The 14,577-nt window shown below is 63.2% G+C and carries 12 protein-coding genes; 6 read left to right on the top strand and 6 right to left on the bottom strand.

All coding sequences use genetic code 11. From position 1 onward, the window contains the following. Window positions 1-460 precede the first annotated feature (460 nt). Window positions 461-1,165, bottom strand: a complete 705-nt coding sequence (locus CO664_RS07005; protein WP_097538254.1) for an aspartate/glutamate racemase family protein — start codon at window positions 1,163-1,165, stop codon at window positions 461-463. A 335-nt stretch (window positions 1,166-1,500) separates the two neighbouring features. Here CO664_RS07005 and CO664_RS07010 point away from each other — a divergent pair, with 335 nt between their 5' ends. From CO664_RS07010 to CO664_RS07030, 5 genes are read left to right on the top strand one after another with little or no spacing between them, the layout of a single operon-like run. Then, entirely contained in the window at window positions 1,501-2,823 is a 1,323-nt protein-coding gene (locus tag CO664_RS07010) for an FAD-binding oxidoreductase (protein WP_097538255.1), read from the top strand. Window positions 2,824-2,876: 53 nt separating this feature from the next. Next, window positions 2,877-4,004, top strand: a complete 1,128-nt coding sequence (locus CO664_RS07015) for an FAD-dependent oxidoreductase (RefSeq protein ID WP_097538256.1) — start codon at window positions 2,877-2,879, stop codon at window positions 4,002-4,004. Next, a complete protein-coding gene (locus CO664_RS07020) occupies window positions 3,985-4,287 on the top strand; it encodes a (2Fe-2S)-binding protein (RefSeq protein ID WP_097524899.1) in 303 nt (100 codons plus the stop codon). Before CO664_RS07015 ends, CO664_RS07020 begins: the two co-directional genes overlap by 20 nt. Then, window positions 4,284-5,804: an NAD(P)/FAD-dependent oxidoreductase gene (locus tag CO664_RS07025; protein WP_097524898.1), complete on the top strand. Its 1,521-nt coding sequence runs from the start codon at window positions 4,284-4,286 to the stop codon at window positions 5,802-5,804. Before CO664_RS07020 ends, CO664_RS07025 begins: the two co-directional genes overlap by 4 nt. Continuing rightward, window positions 5,801-7,228 (top strand): aldehyde dehydrogenase family protein, encoded by a 1,428-nt coding sequence (locus tag CO664_RS07030; protein ID WP_097538257.1) that lies wholly within the window; start codon window positions 5,801-5,803, stop codon window positions 7,226-7,228. Before CO664_RS07025 ends, CO664_RS07030 begins: the two co-directional genes overlap by 4 nt. A gap of 223 nt (window positions 7,229-7,451) precedes the next feature. Here the strand turns inward: CO664_RS07030 and CO664_RS07035 are convergent, their stop codons facing one another. The 4 genes from CO664_RS07035 to CO664_RS07050 form a co-directional block, all read right to left on the bottom strand. Further along, window positions 7,452-7,808: a cupin domain-containing protein gene (locus CO664_RS07035; protein WP_037424240.1), complete on the bottom strand. Its 357-nt coding sequence runs from the start codon at window positions 7,806-7,808 to the stop codon at window positions 7,452-7,454. A 462-nt stretch (window positions 7,809-8,270) separates the two neighbouring features. Continuing rightward, window positions 8,271-8,798 (bottom strand): molybdopterin-guanine dinucleotide biosynthesis protein B, encoded by a 528-nt coding sequence (mobB, locus tag CO664_RS07040; protein ID WP_097524896.1) that lies wholly within the window; start codon window positions 8,796-8,798, stop codon window positions 8,271-8,273. After that, window positions 8,795-9,454, bottom strand: a complete 660-nt coding sequence (mobA, locus tag CO664_RS07045; protein WP_176536507.1) for a molybdenum cofactor guanylyltransferase MobA — start codon at window positions 9,452-9,454, stop codon at window positions 8,795-8,797. Before mobA ends, mobB begins: the two co-directional genes overlap by 4 nt. A gap of 13 nt (window positions 9,455-9,467) precedes the next feature. Next, complete coding sequence (locus CO664_RS07050) at window positions 9,468-10,376, bottom strand: DMT family transporter (RefSeq protein WP_097524895.1); 909 nt, start codon at window positions 10,374-10,376, stop codon at window positions 9,468-9,470. A gap of 420 nt (window positions 10,377-10,796) precedes the next feature. Between CO664_RS07050 and CO664_RS07060 the strand changes: the two genes are divergently transcribed. Then, window positions 10,797-13,340 carry a HAMP domain-containing methyl-accepting chemotaxis protein gene (locus CO664_RS07060; RefSeq protein ID WP_097538258.1) on the top strand — a complete coding sequence of 848 codons (2,544 nt, stop codon included), beginning with the start codon at window positions 10,797-10,799 and terminating at the stop codon, window positions 13,338-13,340. Window positions 13,341-13,486: 146 nt separating this feature from the next. On the opposite strand, the gene moaA is transcribed toward CO664_RS07060, so the two are convergent. Next, window positions 13,487-14,536, bottom strand: a complete 1,050-nt coding sequence (moaA, locus tag CO664_RS07065; protein ID WP_097538259.1) for a GTP 3',8-cyclase MoaA — start codon at window positions 14,534-14,536, stop codon at window positions 13,487-13,489. Between the last annotated feature and the right edge of the window lie 41 nt (window positions 14,537-14,577).

Raw genomic sequence — 14,577 nt, forward strand, 5'->3', positions numbered from 1 at the left:
AACTTGATTGGATTGCTAGAAACTACCGCGTGATAGCGAGTTTTGAAGGCCGCTGAAAAGTAAGCGAGCACCCAGGCGCTGAGGTTCGAGGGAGCGGAAGTCGAATGCGCAAGATGCCGGATGGCGGCTTCGCGCCCCTGTATCGCATTGCTGAGGGCCAAAGTCGACCCTAAGCTGGCGTTCACCAATACCGATGGGAATGTGCAGTGCGGTTCCAAAAAGCGGACAATGAGGCGGCTGCTGGATGGACGCTTCCCGGAGAGTTCCCACGTCGGTGAAGCTGCGCTGCTCGCGTTGTTGATCAGGAGGTCAATTGGCCGAGATCACCTTCCATCTCGTTAAACGCGGTTCTGACTCGAAAGATGACACGACACCACTATAACCGTCGCCTGCTTTGCGATCAGATCGCGCAGTTTCAAGGCGGGCTGTTCGGGACTGCTGAAATCCGGCCAACGCCTGCCTAACTTTGCGCACTTTCCTGGACGCGGGAGCGCGCATTTAGTGCGGAGGACATGTGCAGCACACCGAGTTCAGGGCTCGTAAGTACTGGCACCGACGTCTCGCTCATCTCAGTTAGGGCATTTGCCATTGATGCTTGAGCAAGAACAACCACGTCGACACTACCCACGAGCGAACCGAGGCCTTCACGTATCATCGCATCATGCGCCGCCCTGTCACCGCTACGCAATTTGTCAAAGGCTCCTTCACAAAGACGACTGGTGACGGAAACGTTACGATCCATCCTATGAGCATGGCGTTCAATCAACTGGGTTGTGGGGATCATTGTTGTAGCCAGAGTTGCAAGGACGCCAATTCGATTGCCGCGCTGGATCGCCTCAATCGCCATCCCGTCATCTATACGGAAGAGGGGTACGGGGCAGAGCGGCACTGCAGCATCCACTGCAGGGCCGAGCGAGGAACAGGTGACGAGGACAGCCGAAGCCCCCGCATCCACCGCCGACCAAATGTGAGTCGCAAGCCTTCGCATGGTCTGAAGTGAAAGCGTGCCTTCGCGGATCGTGTTCCCCAGCAGGCTCTCATCCAACATGTTGAACGGCCGCCAACCGGGCAGATGGAGGCCAACGAGTTCATTAAACGCGGGGATGATCCCGGGGACAGTATGGATCATCGCGAGCGCAGGGGACTCATGAGTGTCTGCAGTCATGGCTTCATCTCTGTTTTTGATTGCGCACGCTCTTCAATTTGGGCCTGTAACAGCAGGGGCGACATGAAGCCGATCGCGGCAGCTGTCGTACTCGACCGGAAGCCGATTCAAAACCACTGTCGTCAGACGATGCTCTGTAACTTAGCCATTCGGCCGTCGAATACGTGACTGTCGCTCGGCCGAAAACGAAATTTTCTGCCGTGCCTGCATTTCTATTCGATGCATGCTGATCGCCTTCCTTCGGTAGCTTCGTCGTTGCCTCAGATGTTTCCTGCCGGAGGGGCAGGAAACAGTGCCGTATAGATCGGCCGTCAAAATCAGTTCAGGTCAGCCCCATGTCTCCAATTGTCAAACGCATACAGAACGATCAAGAGCTTCCGGCCAAGGCCGACGTTGTCGTCATCGGCGGCGGCATCATTGGTGCAACGGCAGCTTTCTTTCTGGCGGAGCGGGGGCTCTCCGTCGCTCTGGTCGAAAAGGGCCATGTCGGCTGCGAGCAGTCGAGCCGCAACTGGGGTTGGTGCCGCCAACAGAACCGGGATGAGCGCGAGCTGCCGCTTTCGGGTGTCGCGCTGCGGCTATGGGGTGAGTTTGAATCCAAAATCGGAGAGGACGTCGGCTTCCGTCGATGCGGCCTGCTTTACGCGACAGACAATCCCCGGCAGCTTGCGGAATGGGAAGCATGGCGCGAGACGGCCCGCCAGTTCAACGTCAATACGAAGATGCTGAGCGCCAAGGAAGCGGCTGCCGCAATTCCGGCGAACGGCCGCCGATGGCTGGGCGGAGTGCATTCGATCGATGACGGCAAGGGCGAGCCTGCTATCGCCGCGCCGACGATCGCGAACGGCGCGCGCAGGTTCGGCGCGACGATCCACCAGGAATGCGCTGCCCGCGGCCTCGATCTGGTAAATGGAGCGGTCACGGGGGTGATCACCGAAAAGGGGCTCATCCGGACACAAGCCGTTCTCTGCGCCGGCGGTGCCTGGACGTCGATGTTTTGTCGCCAGCACGGAGTTCTGTTTCCGCAGGCGAGCGTGCGCCAGACGGCGCTTCGTACGCGGCCGACAGCGGATCTGGGCGAAGCGATCTATACGCCGGAGTGTGCGTTGACACGCCGGTTGGATGGCAGCTACACGCTTGCGATCAGCGGCAGGGCGATGCTCGATATCACCCCGCAAGGCATTCGCTACGCCCGCTGGTTCATGCCGATGTTCATGAAGCGACTGAAAGCGGTGCAGTTCGGCATCGGCAAATCCTTCCTCCAGGGTCCGGAGGCATTGGGAAGCTTGAACAAGAGCAAACCGACGGCCTTCGAGCGGATGCGCGTTCTCGACCCGCCGCCGAGCCGCCGCACCATCGCGGCTATCTTGAAACATGTCACGGAGCAGTTTCCTGCGTTGGCGGGAGTCGAAGTCGCCGACAGTTGGGGAGCCTACGTGGATTTCACGCCGGACGCGGTGCCGGTCATCTCGCCGGCCGACGGTGTGAGAGGTCTCTACCTGGCAGCGGGCGCCTCCGGCCATGGCTTCGGCCTGGGCCCCGGTATCGGCCGCCTGGCGGCCGACCTGGTTGCCAATGATACACCCTGTGTCGACCCCACCCCTTTCCGCCTGTCGCGCCTCCTTGATGGTTCGAAAGTCAAAGTCGGCGCGATCTGAGGGGCAGAACAGGAGAAAGCCGTTGGGGTGACGCGCCGAGGGAAGCAAGCGGAATGGATTACGACGTAATCGTCATCGGCGGCGGGCTGGTAGGGGTATCGATAGCCTGGGGTCTGTCGAGATGCGGACAAAGGGTTGCAATCCTCGACGAGGGCGATGTGGCAAACCGGGCCGCCCGGGCGAATTTCGGTCTCGTATGGAGCTCAAGCAAGGGCCTCGGCAACGCCGCCTATTCGCGGTGGTCGCGAACCTCGACGGCGAACTGGCACCGGCTGGCAGCCGAACTCAAAGCCGAAACCGGTATCGATACCAGCTTTGTCCAGTCGGGCGGCTTCTCAATTCGGCTCACGCCAACGGAACTGGAACGCGGGATCGCATCGATGGCGAGGCTCGCCGACCAACAAGGAATGGACGCGGAAGGAACGCCGCCGCTCGAATATGAGATACTCGACCAGGCGGAGACGCGCCGCCGCTTGCCCCTCGTCGGCGAGACAGTGGCAGGCGCGATTTTCAGCCCGCTCGATGGACACGCAAACCCGCTGCGGCTGTTCGCTGGCTTTCACAAGGCGCTGCAGCAGCGTGGCGTTCACTATTTACCGCATCGCAAGACGACTGCGATCCGCCATCGCGCCGGCGGCTTCGAAGTGGCTGGGGAAGGCTGGAGGCTCCGTGCCGGCAAGATCGTGCTTGCGGCCGGCATCGGCAATACCGCGCTGGCCCCGATGGTTGGGCTGAGCGTTCCGCTCTCGCCCAGCCGCGGCCAGATCATCGTCACGGAGCGGCTGAAGCCCTTCCTCAGCCATGCCACCGGCTATCTGCGGCAGACAGACGAGGGCTCTGTGCTGATCGGTGAGAGCAAGGAGGCGACAATCGATCACCAGCGACCGCGAGGACCAATCACCGCAGTTCTGGCCGAACGCGCGCTACGCACCTTCCCACTGCTCAGGGACGCCAGGGCGGTGCGGATCTGGGCCGCATTCCGTGTGGTGACGCCCGACGGCTACCCCATTTACGAGCAATCGGAGCGGTTCCCAGGTGCGTTTGCAGTCGCCTGCCATTCCGGCGTGACGCTGGCGGCGAACCATGCGCTGGTCCTGCCGTGGCAAATTTCGGCCGGGGCGCTTTCTGAGGATCTTTCCGTATTTCATTCCCGGAGGTTCCATGTTCCGGCGGCTGTCTGACAGAAAAGAGAGCTCGGTCTCATTCACATTCAACGGCGTGCCGACCATGGCCAGCCAGGGCGATAGCGTCGCCGCTGCCCTCTTGGCCGCAGGACATTGCAGCACTCGGCGCACCCCGGTGTCCGGCGCCGCCCGTGGTCCTTACTGCATGATGGGTGTGTGCTTCGAATGCCTGGTCAAGATCGATGGCCGGCCGAACCGGCAGGCCTGCCTGACCACCGTGGTGGAGGGCATGAGGGTTGAAACACAGAATGGCGCGGCCATGCCGGGGCAGGAAGAATGATTCAGAACATTCAGTCGGCCGCCGATCTCGCGCCTGCCTATGACCTCGTCGTCGTTGGCGCAGGGCCCGCCGGCCTCTCGGCAGCGATCGAAGCGTCGACCCATGGCCTCGCCGTATTGCTGGCCGACGAAAATGAATCGCCTGGCGGCCAGATCTATCGGTCGGTCGACCGGGCTTCGGACGGCGATCTCGCGCGCATGGGGCCGGACTACGCTGCCGGTCGGATGCTCATCGAGCGGTTCCGGGGCGCAGACTTGAACTATGCCCGCCGGGCGACGGTGTGGAGCGTCGGGCCGGCTGACGAGGAAACTGGCGACGGCGCGCATGCGCTCGAGGTCGGGATCTCGCTCGGCGGCATCGCTCGGCCGATCGCCGCCCATCGGGTGATTCTCGCAACCGGCGCGCTCGAGCGTCCGTTCCCTTTCCCGGGGTGGACCATGCCCGGCGTCATGGCGGCGGGAGCGGCGCAAATCTTGATGAAATCGTCAGGCCTGGTGCCCTCCGGGCGGACCATCCTCGCCGGGACCGGGCCGTTGCTGTACTTACTGGCAAGCCAACTTCTGCGGGCAGGCGTGTCCGTGATAGCGGTCGTCGATACCACGCCGGCCGGGAACTGGCGCTCGGCCCTGCCTCATCTGCTTGGTTTTGCCGCATCGCCCTATGCCCTCAAGGGCCTGAAGCTCCTCTTGGACGTTCACCGACGAACCCGCGTCATTCGCGGGGTGACCGCGCTCGAGGCGGTCGGTTCCGGACAATTCAGCGCCCTGCGGGTCCATCGCGGCGATAAGTCCCTGCACATTGAAGGCGACCTGCTCCTTCTGCACCAGGGGATCGCGCCGAACCTCAATCTCGCGCTCGCAGCCGGGTGCGACTACGTCTGGGACGAGCGCCTGGCAGCCTTCCGCCCAGCCGTCGACATTCGCGGCGCGAGTTCGGTTCCGGGGGTTTCGATCGCCGGTGATGCGGCGGGAATTGTCGGAGCGGTTGCCTCGGCTCACCAAGGAGAGCTCGCGGGCTTGACCGCAGCGCTCGACCTGGATCGCATTGGCCAGGGTGCCTACGAACAGCGCCGGAACGAACTCACGCGGAGGCTCGCGCGAGCCTTCAGGGGCAGGACTTTCATCGAGCATCGGTTCCGGCCCGGCAAAACGTTTCGCGTGCCCGAGGACGACGGCACCATCGTCTGCCGCTGCGAAGAAATCACAGCCGGCAAGCTGCGTAAAGTTGCGGCGCTCGGCGTGCCGGGCCCTAACCAAATGAAGGCGTTCACACGATGCGGAATGGGACCATGCCAGGGTCGGCTATGCGGACTGACCGCGGTTGAGCTGCTGGCGCAATGCCGTGGCGTTGCGCCCGGAGAGCTCGGTTACTATCGGCTACGCCCACCCATTAAGCCGGTAACATTGGGCGAGCTGGCCGCTTTGCCGCACACGGAGGCAGCCATCGTTGCTGTCGCCGGATTCGTGGAACGCGCCGCCGATGGCACGCAGGACGCCATACATGGGAGCCGCCAATGAAACATGCCCACAAGTTCTATATCGACGGTGAATGGGTCGAACCCACGGTGTCGAGGTCCCGCGAGGTCATCGACCCGTCCACCGAGCAGCCAATCGGAACGATCGCGATCGGCAGTGCCGCCGACGCCCAGAAAGCGGTCGCGGCCGCGCGGCGGGCCTTTGCCTCGTTCTCGCAGACGTCCAAGGAAGAGCGCGCCGAACTGCTGAAGCGCATTGTAACGATCCTGAAGCGCCGCAATGACGAGCTCGGCGACATCATCTCGCGGGAAATGGGCGCGCCGCTCGCCATGGCCCGGGCCGAGCAGGCCGCCATCGGCGCTGCCCATTTCGAGCAAACGATCAAGGCCTTCGAGACCTTCGCCTTCGAATACATGCAGGGCTCGACCCGCATCGTGCACGAGCCGGTCGGGGTCGTAGGCATGATCACGCCGTGGAACTGGCCGATCAACCAGATCGCCTGCAAGGTCGCTCCGGCACTCGCGACCGGCTGCACTATGGTGCTCAAACCCTCGGAGATCGCTCCGTTCAACGCCGTGATCTTTGCCGAGATCATGGATGAGGCCGGCGTGCCCAAGGGGGTCTTTAACCTCGTCCAGGGCGACGGTCCGACGGTTGGCGCGATGCTCGCCAGCCATCCGGACGTCGACATGGTGTCCTTCACCGGCTCGACCCGCGCCGGCATTGCCGTGGCGCAGGCCGCGGCACCGACGGTCAAGCGAGTGCATCAGGAGCTCGGCGGCAAGTCGCCGAACATCATCCTGCGCAGCGCCGACTTCGCAGCCGCGGTCGCCGCTGGCATTCGCCGGTGCTTCGGCAATTCCGGCCAGACCTGTACTGCGCCAACACGGATGCTGGTGCCGGCGGAGCGGATGGATGAAGCAAGCTCGATCGCCGCGAGGGAAGCGGCTGCGCTCGTTGTCGGTCCGCCTTCGGATCCGCGCACCGACCTTGGACCGGTGGCAAGCGCCGCCCAGTTCGACAAGATCCAGGCGCTGATCGAACGCGGCATCGCGGAAGGAGCGGAGCTCGTCGCGGGTGGCCCTGGCCGCCCTGCGCATCTCAATGCGGGTTATTACGTGCGCCCGACGGTGTTTGCCCGCGTCACCAATCAGATGACGATTGCACGGGAGGAAATCTTCGGCCCTGTGCTGTCGATCATCGGTTATGACACCGAAGAGGAAGCGATCGCGATCGCCAACGATACGCCCTACGGCCTCGCAGCCTATATTCAGGGGGATCCGAAGGAAGCGCGGGCGCTCGCAGGCAGGCTGCGGAGCGGCACCGTTCGCCTCAACAGCTCCGCGTGGGACAGCGCCGCGCCGTTTGGTGGCTACAAGCAATCCGGCAACGGTCGGGAATACGGCAAGTTCGGACTGCACGAGTTTACCGAAATCAAGGGCATCGTCGGCTTCCTGAACGAGTGAATGGTGTGCCCGGTCCGGATGCCTGGCGCACATCGCGCCTGATATTGGCCCCGCATAAGCAGGAGATGCTCGCGAGCCACGGCGGCTACACGGCCGGCATGACAGCACCGGGAACGCCGTCTTTCGAGCACTCACTGCGCGCCGAACCGCGTCGAGTTTTCTGAAGTCGCCTCATCTGGAAGTCTCAGGTGCGCCTACAGTCGGGCGCACCTGAGTTTTGCTGTCACTCGTAAACACAAACGTAGATCTTGCGTACAGTCTCGATCGTGCGCCAAACACCGACGAAACCAGGCTTCATGACGAAGCTGTCACCAGCGCGATAGGTCTTCGTCTCGCCGCCCTTCTCCTCGATTTCCACGAGACCCGATATGATATGGCAGAATTCATAGGTGGTCCCTTTGATCGAATGATGCTCGCCAGGCGTCGCCTCCCAGACGCCAGTCAGCACCTTCTCGCCTTTCGAGGCATCCTGTGCCCAGGTCTTGAAGAATGGATTCCCCGAAATGAGCCGTTCCGGTGCGGGGACCGCGTCCTTTGGTGTGAAGTCCGGATCGGTATCGATAGTAATCAACAGTGACATGTCATGTTCCTTATTTGGTTCGCGGGTGGCCGGATCGACGAGGGCGATTGCATTCTTTCCCGGCGCGGGGCGCCAGATGTTTTGAATGACGATGCTGCCCTCGCGGTTGAGCCAGCGATGTGCCTCTGAGCTGGCTCGGGCGTCACCCAGAATAGGTCGATGCAGGAGTTTGCTTTGCCAAATAGAGCGTCGGTCTAGCAGATAATCTCAAAAATTCGCCGCGAACCAGCGGACCTGCCCGCCCCTTGCGCCGCCTGTCGCCGCGCCTGCGACACAGCGGCAGTTTCTTTTATTGTGAAACACTGAGCGCCTAATACCGCTCTCCACCCATTTAGGGCCGTTGGTAAGCTCACGCCAAATCCGTCCGGGCAAAATAGTGGCGGCAAAGCAAGTTAGCTGAACGCCCGGAAATCTGCAGCCAGACTTTTCAAGGCTCAGGAACGAGGGGCAAAATGGCGGTGGCTATCTAGACCAAGACGAGCGCCGCAGCCCGGTCGTCCTCTCGACGAAGTCGGCAATCGCTGCCGTGTCGTCAAGGTCGAAGACGGGAAGCTCGGTCTCGGCGACCGGGTGGTCGGCGGCGATCGCGACGATATGCGGGTCGGTTGGCGCGAGCGGCTCACGGTTCGCCGATTCCAGCCGGCGAGCCTCGATCTTCGGGATCGGTTCGCGCTTGTAACCCTCGATCAGCACCAGATCGCAGGGCGCCAGCCGCGCCAGGATTTCCTCGAAGCTGGGCTCCGGTGCGCCGCGCAATTCATGCATGATCGCAAAGCGGGTCGATGAGACGATCGTCACTTCGTGAGCACCGGCCTCGCGATGGCGATAGCTGTCGGCTCCGACCTTGTCGATGTCGAAGTCGTGGTGGGCATGCTTGACGGTCGACACCACATGGCCGCGCCGGGTCATTTCGCTGACAAGCCGGACCATGAGGCCGGTCTTGCCGGAGTTCTTCCAGCCGGCGATGCCGAAAATCTTGGATGCGGTCATGGTTCGGAATCCTCGAGGCGGTTCAGCCATTGTTCAGCTTCTTCAAGCTGCTGCGGGGTGTTGACGTTGAAGAACGGGTCGAGCGGCCCCGCTTTCGTCGCGGCGAGCGGGAAGTCTACCGCGACCGATGGATGACGGGCGATGAACGCTCGGACGCGGCGTTTCTCATCGGTGCGGATCCAGGCATCGAGATCGTCGGCGATCGCGATGGGCCAAAGGGCGAAGAGCGGATGCATCTCTCCGAGAGACCAGGCGACGGCAATTTCGTTTCCGGTGACCAGCGACCCCTGAAGCCGAGCAGCAAGCGTGGCCGGGAAGAAGGGTGCATCGATCGGCACCGTCAGAACATGGCTTGCCGCGGGCGCGATCTCGCCGGCGTGTCGTAGGGCGGTTAGCACGCCGGCGAGCGGGCCGGGCAAACCGGGCATCGTGTCCGCAAGGACGGGATAATCGCCGGGCAAGGCGATGCCCGGATCGGCATTGAGGTTGATTGCAATGCTGGCCGCTTGCGGCGACAGTCGCTCGACGACGCGGGCGAGCATGGATTGCCCGCCGAGCATGACCGCCGCCTTCTGTTTGCCCATGCGCGACGACCGTCCGCCGGCGAGAATGACTGCGGGCGGGCGGGGGCTCGTCATCGCGGTGTTTCCGGCCATCCTTCAGCGTCCTCTATTCGAGCGGCCCGCCGGGAGAGCGCTGCGCCACCGGTCGGGGTCCGCGCAGGCTCTCGCGATAGAAAGTGTAGAGGCCCGAGCCGACGATAACGGCAACGCCGGCCAGCATCCAGCGGTCCGGCGTCTCCGAGAAGAAGGCGATGCCGATGGTGATCGCCCAGAGAAGGCTCGTATAGCGGAAAGGGGCAACCACCGAGATATCGCCGTCGCGCATGGCGAGCACGATGGTCTGATAGCCGAGCATGAGGAGCACGCTGGCGCCGGCGAGATGGGTCAGAGAACTTGCGGATACCGGCTGCCAGCCGCCGAAAGGGACGATCAGCGCGGCACCCATCAGCGTCGTCACGAGTGAAGTCGTGACGGAGATGAAGAGCGACGGCACGTCGGCGCCGATGCGGCGGGTGCAGAGATCGCGTGTCGCGGTGAAGAAGACGCAGGCTACGACCGTCAGTGCGGCCGGCGTAAAACCTTCAGGCCCGGGCCGGAGCACGATCAGCACGCCGACGAAGCCGATCACGATTGCGCTCCAGCGCCGCCATCCTACCGGCTCGCTGAGAAACAGCGCGGCGCCGAGCGTGACCGCCAGCGGCAGGGCCTGCATGATCGCCGAGGCATTGGCGAGCGGGATGTGACCGAGAGCGGAGATGTAGGTCAGCGAGGCCAATGCCTCCATGGCGATGCGGAGCATGATCACCGGCCTGAAGACTGTGCGAACCGGGCGTAGCGCGCCGAAGCGGTGGGCGATTAGCAGTATCATCAGCGTCGTCATCAAGCCGCGCACGAATATGATCTGACCCGTGTTCATGACGCCCGTGACGGATTTGACGAGGGCGTCGTTGCAGGAGAAACCGGCCATGGCAAGCGTCATGAAGGCGATGCCGCGGATATTGGCTGAGGAATGCATTCCCGATGACCTTGGCTGAGGGCGTTCTGGGCGGGACCGGGCGAATCCGTCGAGGCGCCCTGTGGTAGAGCTTTGACGTCCAAAGCGCGCAAACTCAAGGACGTGTTTGCGTCGGAAGCGTTTTGACGCGCGGCAAACTCGCTGCGCGGCTCTCAAGGACGCACGCGGTGCGGGCGCAGGTGCTGTCCATTCGCGGAATCTTAAGTTTCGCTGCCTATCGTCCCGATGATTCCGCAGTCCAATCGCATGATGCGATCGGTGGCGACGGCCCGGAAACGCAGCAGCCGTCGATCCCAGGACTGCCAGCCGAAGCCAGGGAGGTGCTTCCGCCGGCAGTCGTCGATGCCTGTGCTGCCGCCAGCGGCCGCCAAGCACTCCAACCGCGCGGACATGTTCCTCATAACAAAATCGGGGTTCGCAATGTCTGTCATCGATCGTCTTCTGCAGCGCCTGCGCATCGTCACGAAAGTCCTCCTTTTCGTCGTTCCGCTGGTGGCCTTGATCGCCGGTATCGGGCTTGTCGGCTTCTTTACGGCCCGTACGCTCAACGGCCACATGACAGTGACCCGCGAAACCATCAACAATCTGTCGGATTTCCAGGCCCTGCGCACTGCGCTGCAGGACTTCCTGGACGATCCGGCCGAGGAAAGCCGCGGCCGGCTCGCGATGATGATCGACGAGCAGGAGGAGGGGGTCAGGTCGCTCGAATCCTTGCTGACACGGGAAGAGGACCGGGCGCAGATCGCCTCTGTCGTCGCTCTCGGCGAAGCGATGCGCAGCCAGACCGACAAGCTCTGGGCCGTTCAGGTCGAACGCGAGACGGTGACGAAATCGCTGGAAGCGGCGCTCGCCGAAATGACCAAGAACGGCAACGGCGCCTATAAGCAGATCGACATCCTTCAGGAGGAATCAGGCGAGAAGGAAGCCTTCGCCAAGGCGCTGCTCTTCGATGCGGCCGCCTATCAGGGGCTCGCTGAGCGAATCAAGAAGTTCCGCCTGCCGGTGACGATGGCCGTCAATCCCGACGCGAAGATCGAACAGGCCACCAAGCTGCTGCCGCACCTGATGAAGCAGATTGGCGAATCCGAGCGGATCGCCTCCGACCAGGTCAAGAAGCCGATCGCCGAGATCAAGGAGCAGGCGCAGAAGATCCAGGCGATTCTGGCCGGAGTACAGGATAACGAAGCTAAGAAAAACGCCTTCGTGCCGATCCTCAGCAAGTTCTCCAAATATGAAGCCGACTTCGCCAAGGAGGCTGCGAAGAATTCCGATACGGCCGCCAAGCGCTTCGTCAGCATGGACGGGGAAATTTCCACGTTGAAGACGCTGATCGCGCTGATGGACGACACGTTCAAGGGCCTCGCCAGCACCCGGCTGCACATCAGCGAACTGCACCGCAAGCTCGACGCGGCGAGTCGCACGCCGATCGTCGCCGACATCAACGCCGTTCGCGAGACGGCCGGCAAGCTGTCCGACCTCGGTGGCAAGAACGCCGCATTGCGCGACCTGCCGGCCAAGCTCGGGCCGTCGCTGGACGATATCGACAAGGGCAGCGCCGCCTTGATCGATGTGGGCGCCCGGTGGCAGGCCGCCAAGGCGGAAGCTTCGAGCCTTGTTGCGAAGGCGAGCGCCACGCTCGAGAGTTTCGTCAGCAGCGCTCAGGAAGTGGGCAAACAGGATAGCCAGCGTTCGGCGACAGTCTCGATCGTCGCCATGGTTGCCGGCACGCTGCTTGCGATCATCGGTGGGCTGATGCTCGTCGAGACGCTGCGTGGTCCGCTGAAACGGGTCACCGAAACCATGACCCGGCTTGCCAAGGGCGACCTTGAAGTGGCGATCGAAGGCCGCAATCGCGGCGACGAGATCGGCGACATGGTGCGTTCCGTCGCCGTCTTCCGCGACAATGCCTTGGAAAATATCCGGCTTGAGCGCGAAGCCCAGGCGGCCCGTACCCTGTCGGCCGAGGAGGAGGCGCGGCGATCCGCCGAACGCGCCCGCATCGAGGCCGAGCAGATGCAAGCGCTCAATGCGCTGTCGGACGTCCTTGCGCAGCTCGCCGCCGGCAACCTGGAAGAGGGTATGGCGGAGGATCTGCCGGCCGACTACGTGATGATGGCGCGGACCTACAACAATGCCGTCGACGCGCTCCGCGCGACGCTGACCGATGTCCGCCTCGTCACCGAGGAGATCACCGGCGGCACCGGCAATCTCTCGGCCTCGGCCGACGATCTGGCGCGCCGCACCGAGCAGCAGGCGGCAGCACTCGAGGAAAGCTCACGCGCCCTGCGGCAGCTCACCGAAATCGTCCGCACTACCGCCGAGAGCGCTCGCAAGACCACCGTTTCGGTCGACGAGACGAACTCCTACGCCCAGCATTCCGGTCAGGTCGTCGCCAAGGCGATCGACGCCATGGCGGAAATCAACCGCTCGTCGGAAAAGATCGGCACGATCATCGGCGTCATCGACGAGATCGCCTTCCAGACCAACCTCCTGGCGCTCAATGCCGGCGTCGAGGCTGCGCGCGCCGGCGAGGCGGGCCGCGGCTTTGCCGTGGTGGCGCAGGAAGTCCGCGAACTGGCCCAGCGCTGCGCCGGCGCAGCACGGGAGATCAAGGGACTGATCTCGGCAAGCTCCGCCCAGGTGCGCAGCGGCGTGGCACTGGTCCAGGAGACTGGCGATGCCCTGTCGGTGATCAACGACCATATCGGAACCATCCACCAACTGGTCGCCAATATCGAAGCCGCCGCCGCCGAACAGTATACCGGCCTCAACGAGGTCAACGCGGCCGTTCACGAGGTCGAACTGATCACCCAGCAGAACGCCGCCATGGTCGAGGAGAACACCGCGGAGATTCACGGCCTGCGGAGGCAGGTGGAGGTGCTGAACGAAAAGATCGAGCGGTTCAAGACCGGAACGGGCGGCCAGGATGTGCAGGGCCAATATCGGTCGAACTACGCCGCGTAGTTGGGAATTTGCCCCTCACCCTAGCCCTCTCCCCGCAGGCGGGGAGAGGGGACAAGGCGGCGGCATACCCCTTCGCCCCGCTCGCGGGGAGAAGGTGCCGGCAGGCGGATGAGGGGCAATATTCTCGCGCCGACGTCGCTTTAATGTCAGCCGCCGGTTACGCTCATGTGGCGGGCGACCGCCGGGCGGTTGTGCTCGCGGTCGATGATGAAATCATGGCCCTTCGGCTTGCGGCCGATCGCTTCGTCGATCACCTGGTAGAGATAGGCGTCGTCATCGGTGGCGCGCAGGGCGGCGCGCAGATCTGCGGCGTCGTTCTGGCCGAGGCACATATAGAGCGTACCGGTACAGGTGAGACGGACGCGGTTGCAGCTTTCGCAGAAATTATGGGTCATCGGCGTGATGAGGCCGAGTCGGCCGCCGGTTTCCGCCACCTCCACGTAACGGGCGGGGCCGCCGGTACGGTAGGGGATGTCCTTGAGCGTGAACTCCCTCTCGAGCCGCTCGCGCATCTCCGAGAGCGGCAGGTAGTGATCGGTGCGGTCCTCGTCGATCTCGCCCATCGGCATGGTCTCGATCAGCGTCAGGTCCATGCCGCGGCCATGCGTCCAGCGGATCAGCTCGGGGATCTCGGCATCGTTGAAGCCCTTGAGCGCCACCGCGTTGATCTTGACCTTCAGCCCGGCCGCCTGTGCTGCATCGACGCCTTCGAGGACCTTCGCAAGCTCGCCCCAGCGGGTGATCTCGCGGAACTTGTCCGGATCGCGCGTGTCGAGCGAGACGTTGATCCGCCGCACGCCGCAATCAGCCAGTTCGGCGGCGAATTTCGAGAGCTGTGAGCCATTGGTGGTCACCGTCAGTTCGTCGAGCCGACCTGCTTCGATTTCCTTGCCGAGTTCGCGCACGAGGAACATGATGTTCTTGCGCACCAGCGGCTCGCCGCCGGTGAGCCTCAGCTTGCGTACGCCCTTGGCGATGAAGGCGGAACAGAGCCGGTGCAGCTCTTCCAGCGTCAGAAGATCCTTCTTCGGCAGGAAGGTCATGTGCTCCGCCATGCAATAGGTGCAGCGGAAATCGCAGCGGTCGGTGACCGAGACGCGCAAATAGGTGACCATGCGGCCGAAGGGGTCGATCATCGGCGCGGTCATTCTGTCGAGCGGTCGTGCGTTGGTCTGGTCTATGGCGGCCGTGTTCAAGTCTGTTCTCCCTGCGCCCCCAATGTCGTGACCGAAAGAGG

It is taken from the genome of Sinorhizobium sp. NG07B (assembly GCF_002532005.1).
Lineage (GTDB): Bacteria > Pseudomonadota > Alphaproteobacteria > Rhizobiales > Rhizobiaceae > Sinorhizobium > Sinorhizobium fredii_C.

Coding starts and splice junctions, on each gene's coding strand:
- CO664_RS07050 (WP_097524895.1), bottom strand. CDS start 10,376: ATGCATTCCTCAGCCAATATCCGCGGCATCGCCTTCATGACGCTTGCC.
- CO664_RS07005 (WP_097538254.1), bottom strand. CDS start 1,165: ATGACTGCAGACACTCATGAGTCCCCTGCGCTCGCGATGATCCATACT.
- CO664_RS07030 (WP_097538257.1), top strand. CDS start 5,801: ATGAAACATGCCCACAAGTTCTATATCGACGGTGAATGGGTCGAACCC.
- CO664_RS07010 (WP_097538255.1), top strand. CDS start 1,501: ATGTCTCCAATTGTCAAACGCATACAGAACGATCAAGAGCTTCCGGCC.
- CO664_RS07015 (WP_097538256.1), top strand. CDS start 2,877: ATGGATTACGACGTAATCGTCATCGGCGGCGGGCTGGTAGGGGTATCG.
- mobA (WP_176536507.1), bottom strand. CDS start 9,454: ATGGCCGGAAACACCGCGATGACGAGCCCCCGCCCGCCCGCAGTCATT.
- CO664_RS07025 (WP_097524898.1), top strand. CDS start 4,284: ATGATTCAGAACATTCAGTCGGCCGCCGATCTCGCGCCTGCCTATGAC.
- CO664_RS07020 (WP_097524899.1), top strand. CDS start 3,985: ATGTTCCGGCGGCTGTCTGACAGAAAAGAGAGCTCGGTCTCATTCACA.
- CO664_RS07035 (WP_037424240.1), bottom strand. CDS start 7,808: ATGTCACTGTTGATTACTATCGATACCGATCCGGACTTCACACCAAAG.
- CO664_RS07060 (WP_097538258.1), top strand. CDS start 10,797: ATGTCTGTCATCGATCGTCTTCTGCAGCGCCTGCGCATCGTCACGAAA.
- mobB (WP_097524896.1), bottom strand. CDS start 8,798: ATGACCGCATCCAAGATTTTCGGCATCGCCGGCTGGAAGAACTCCGGC.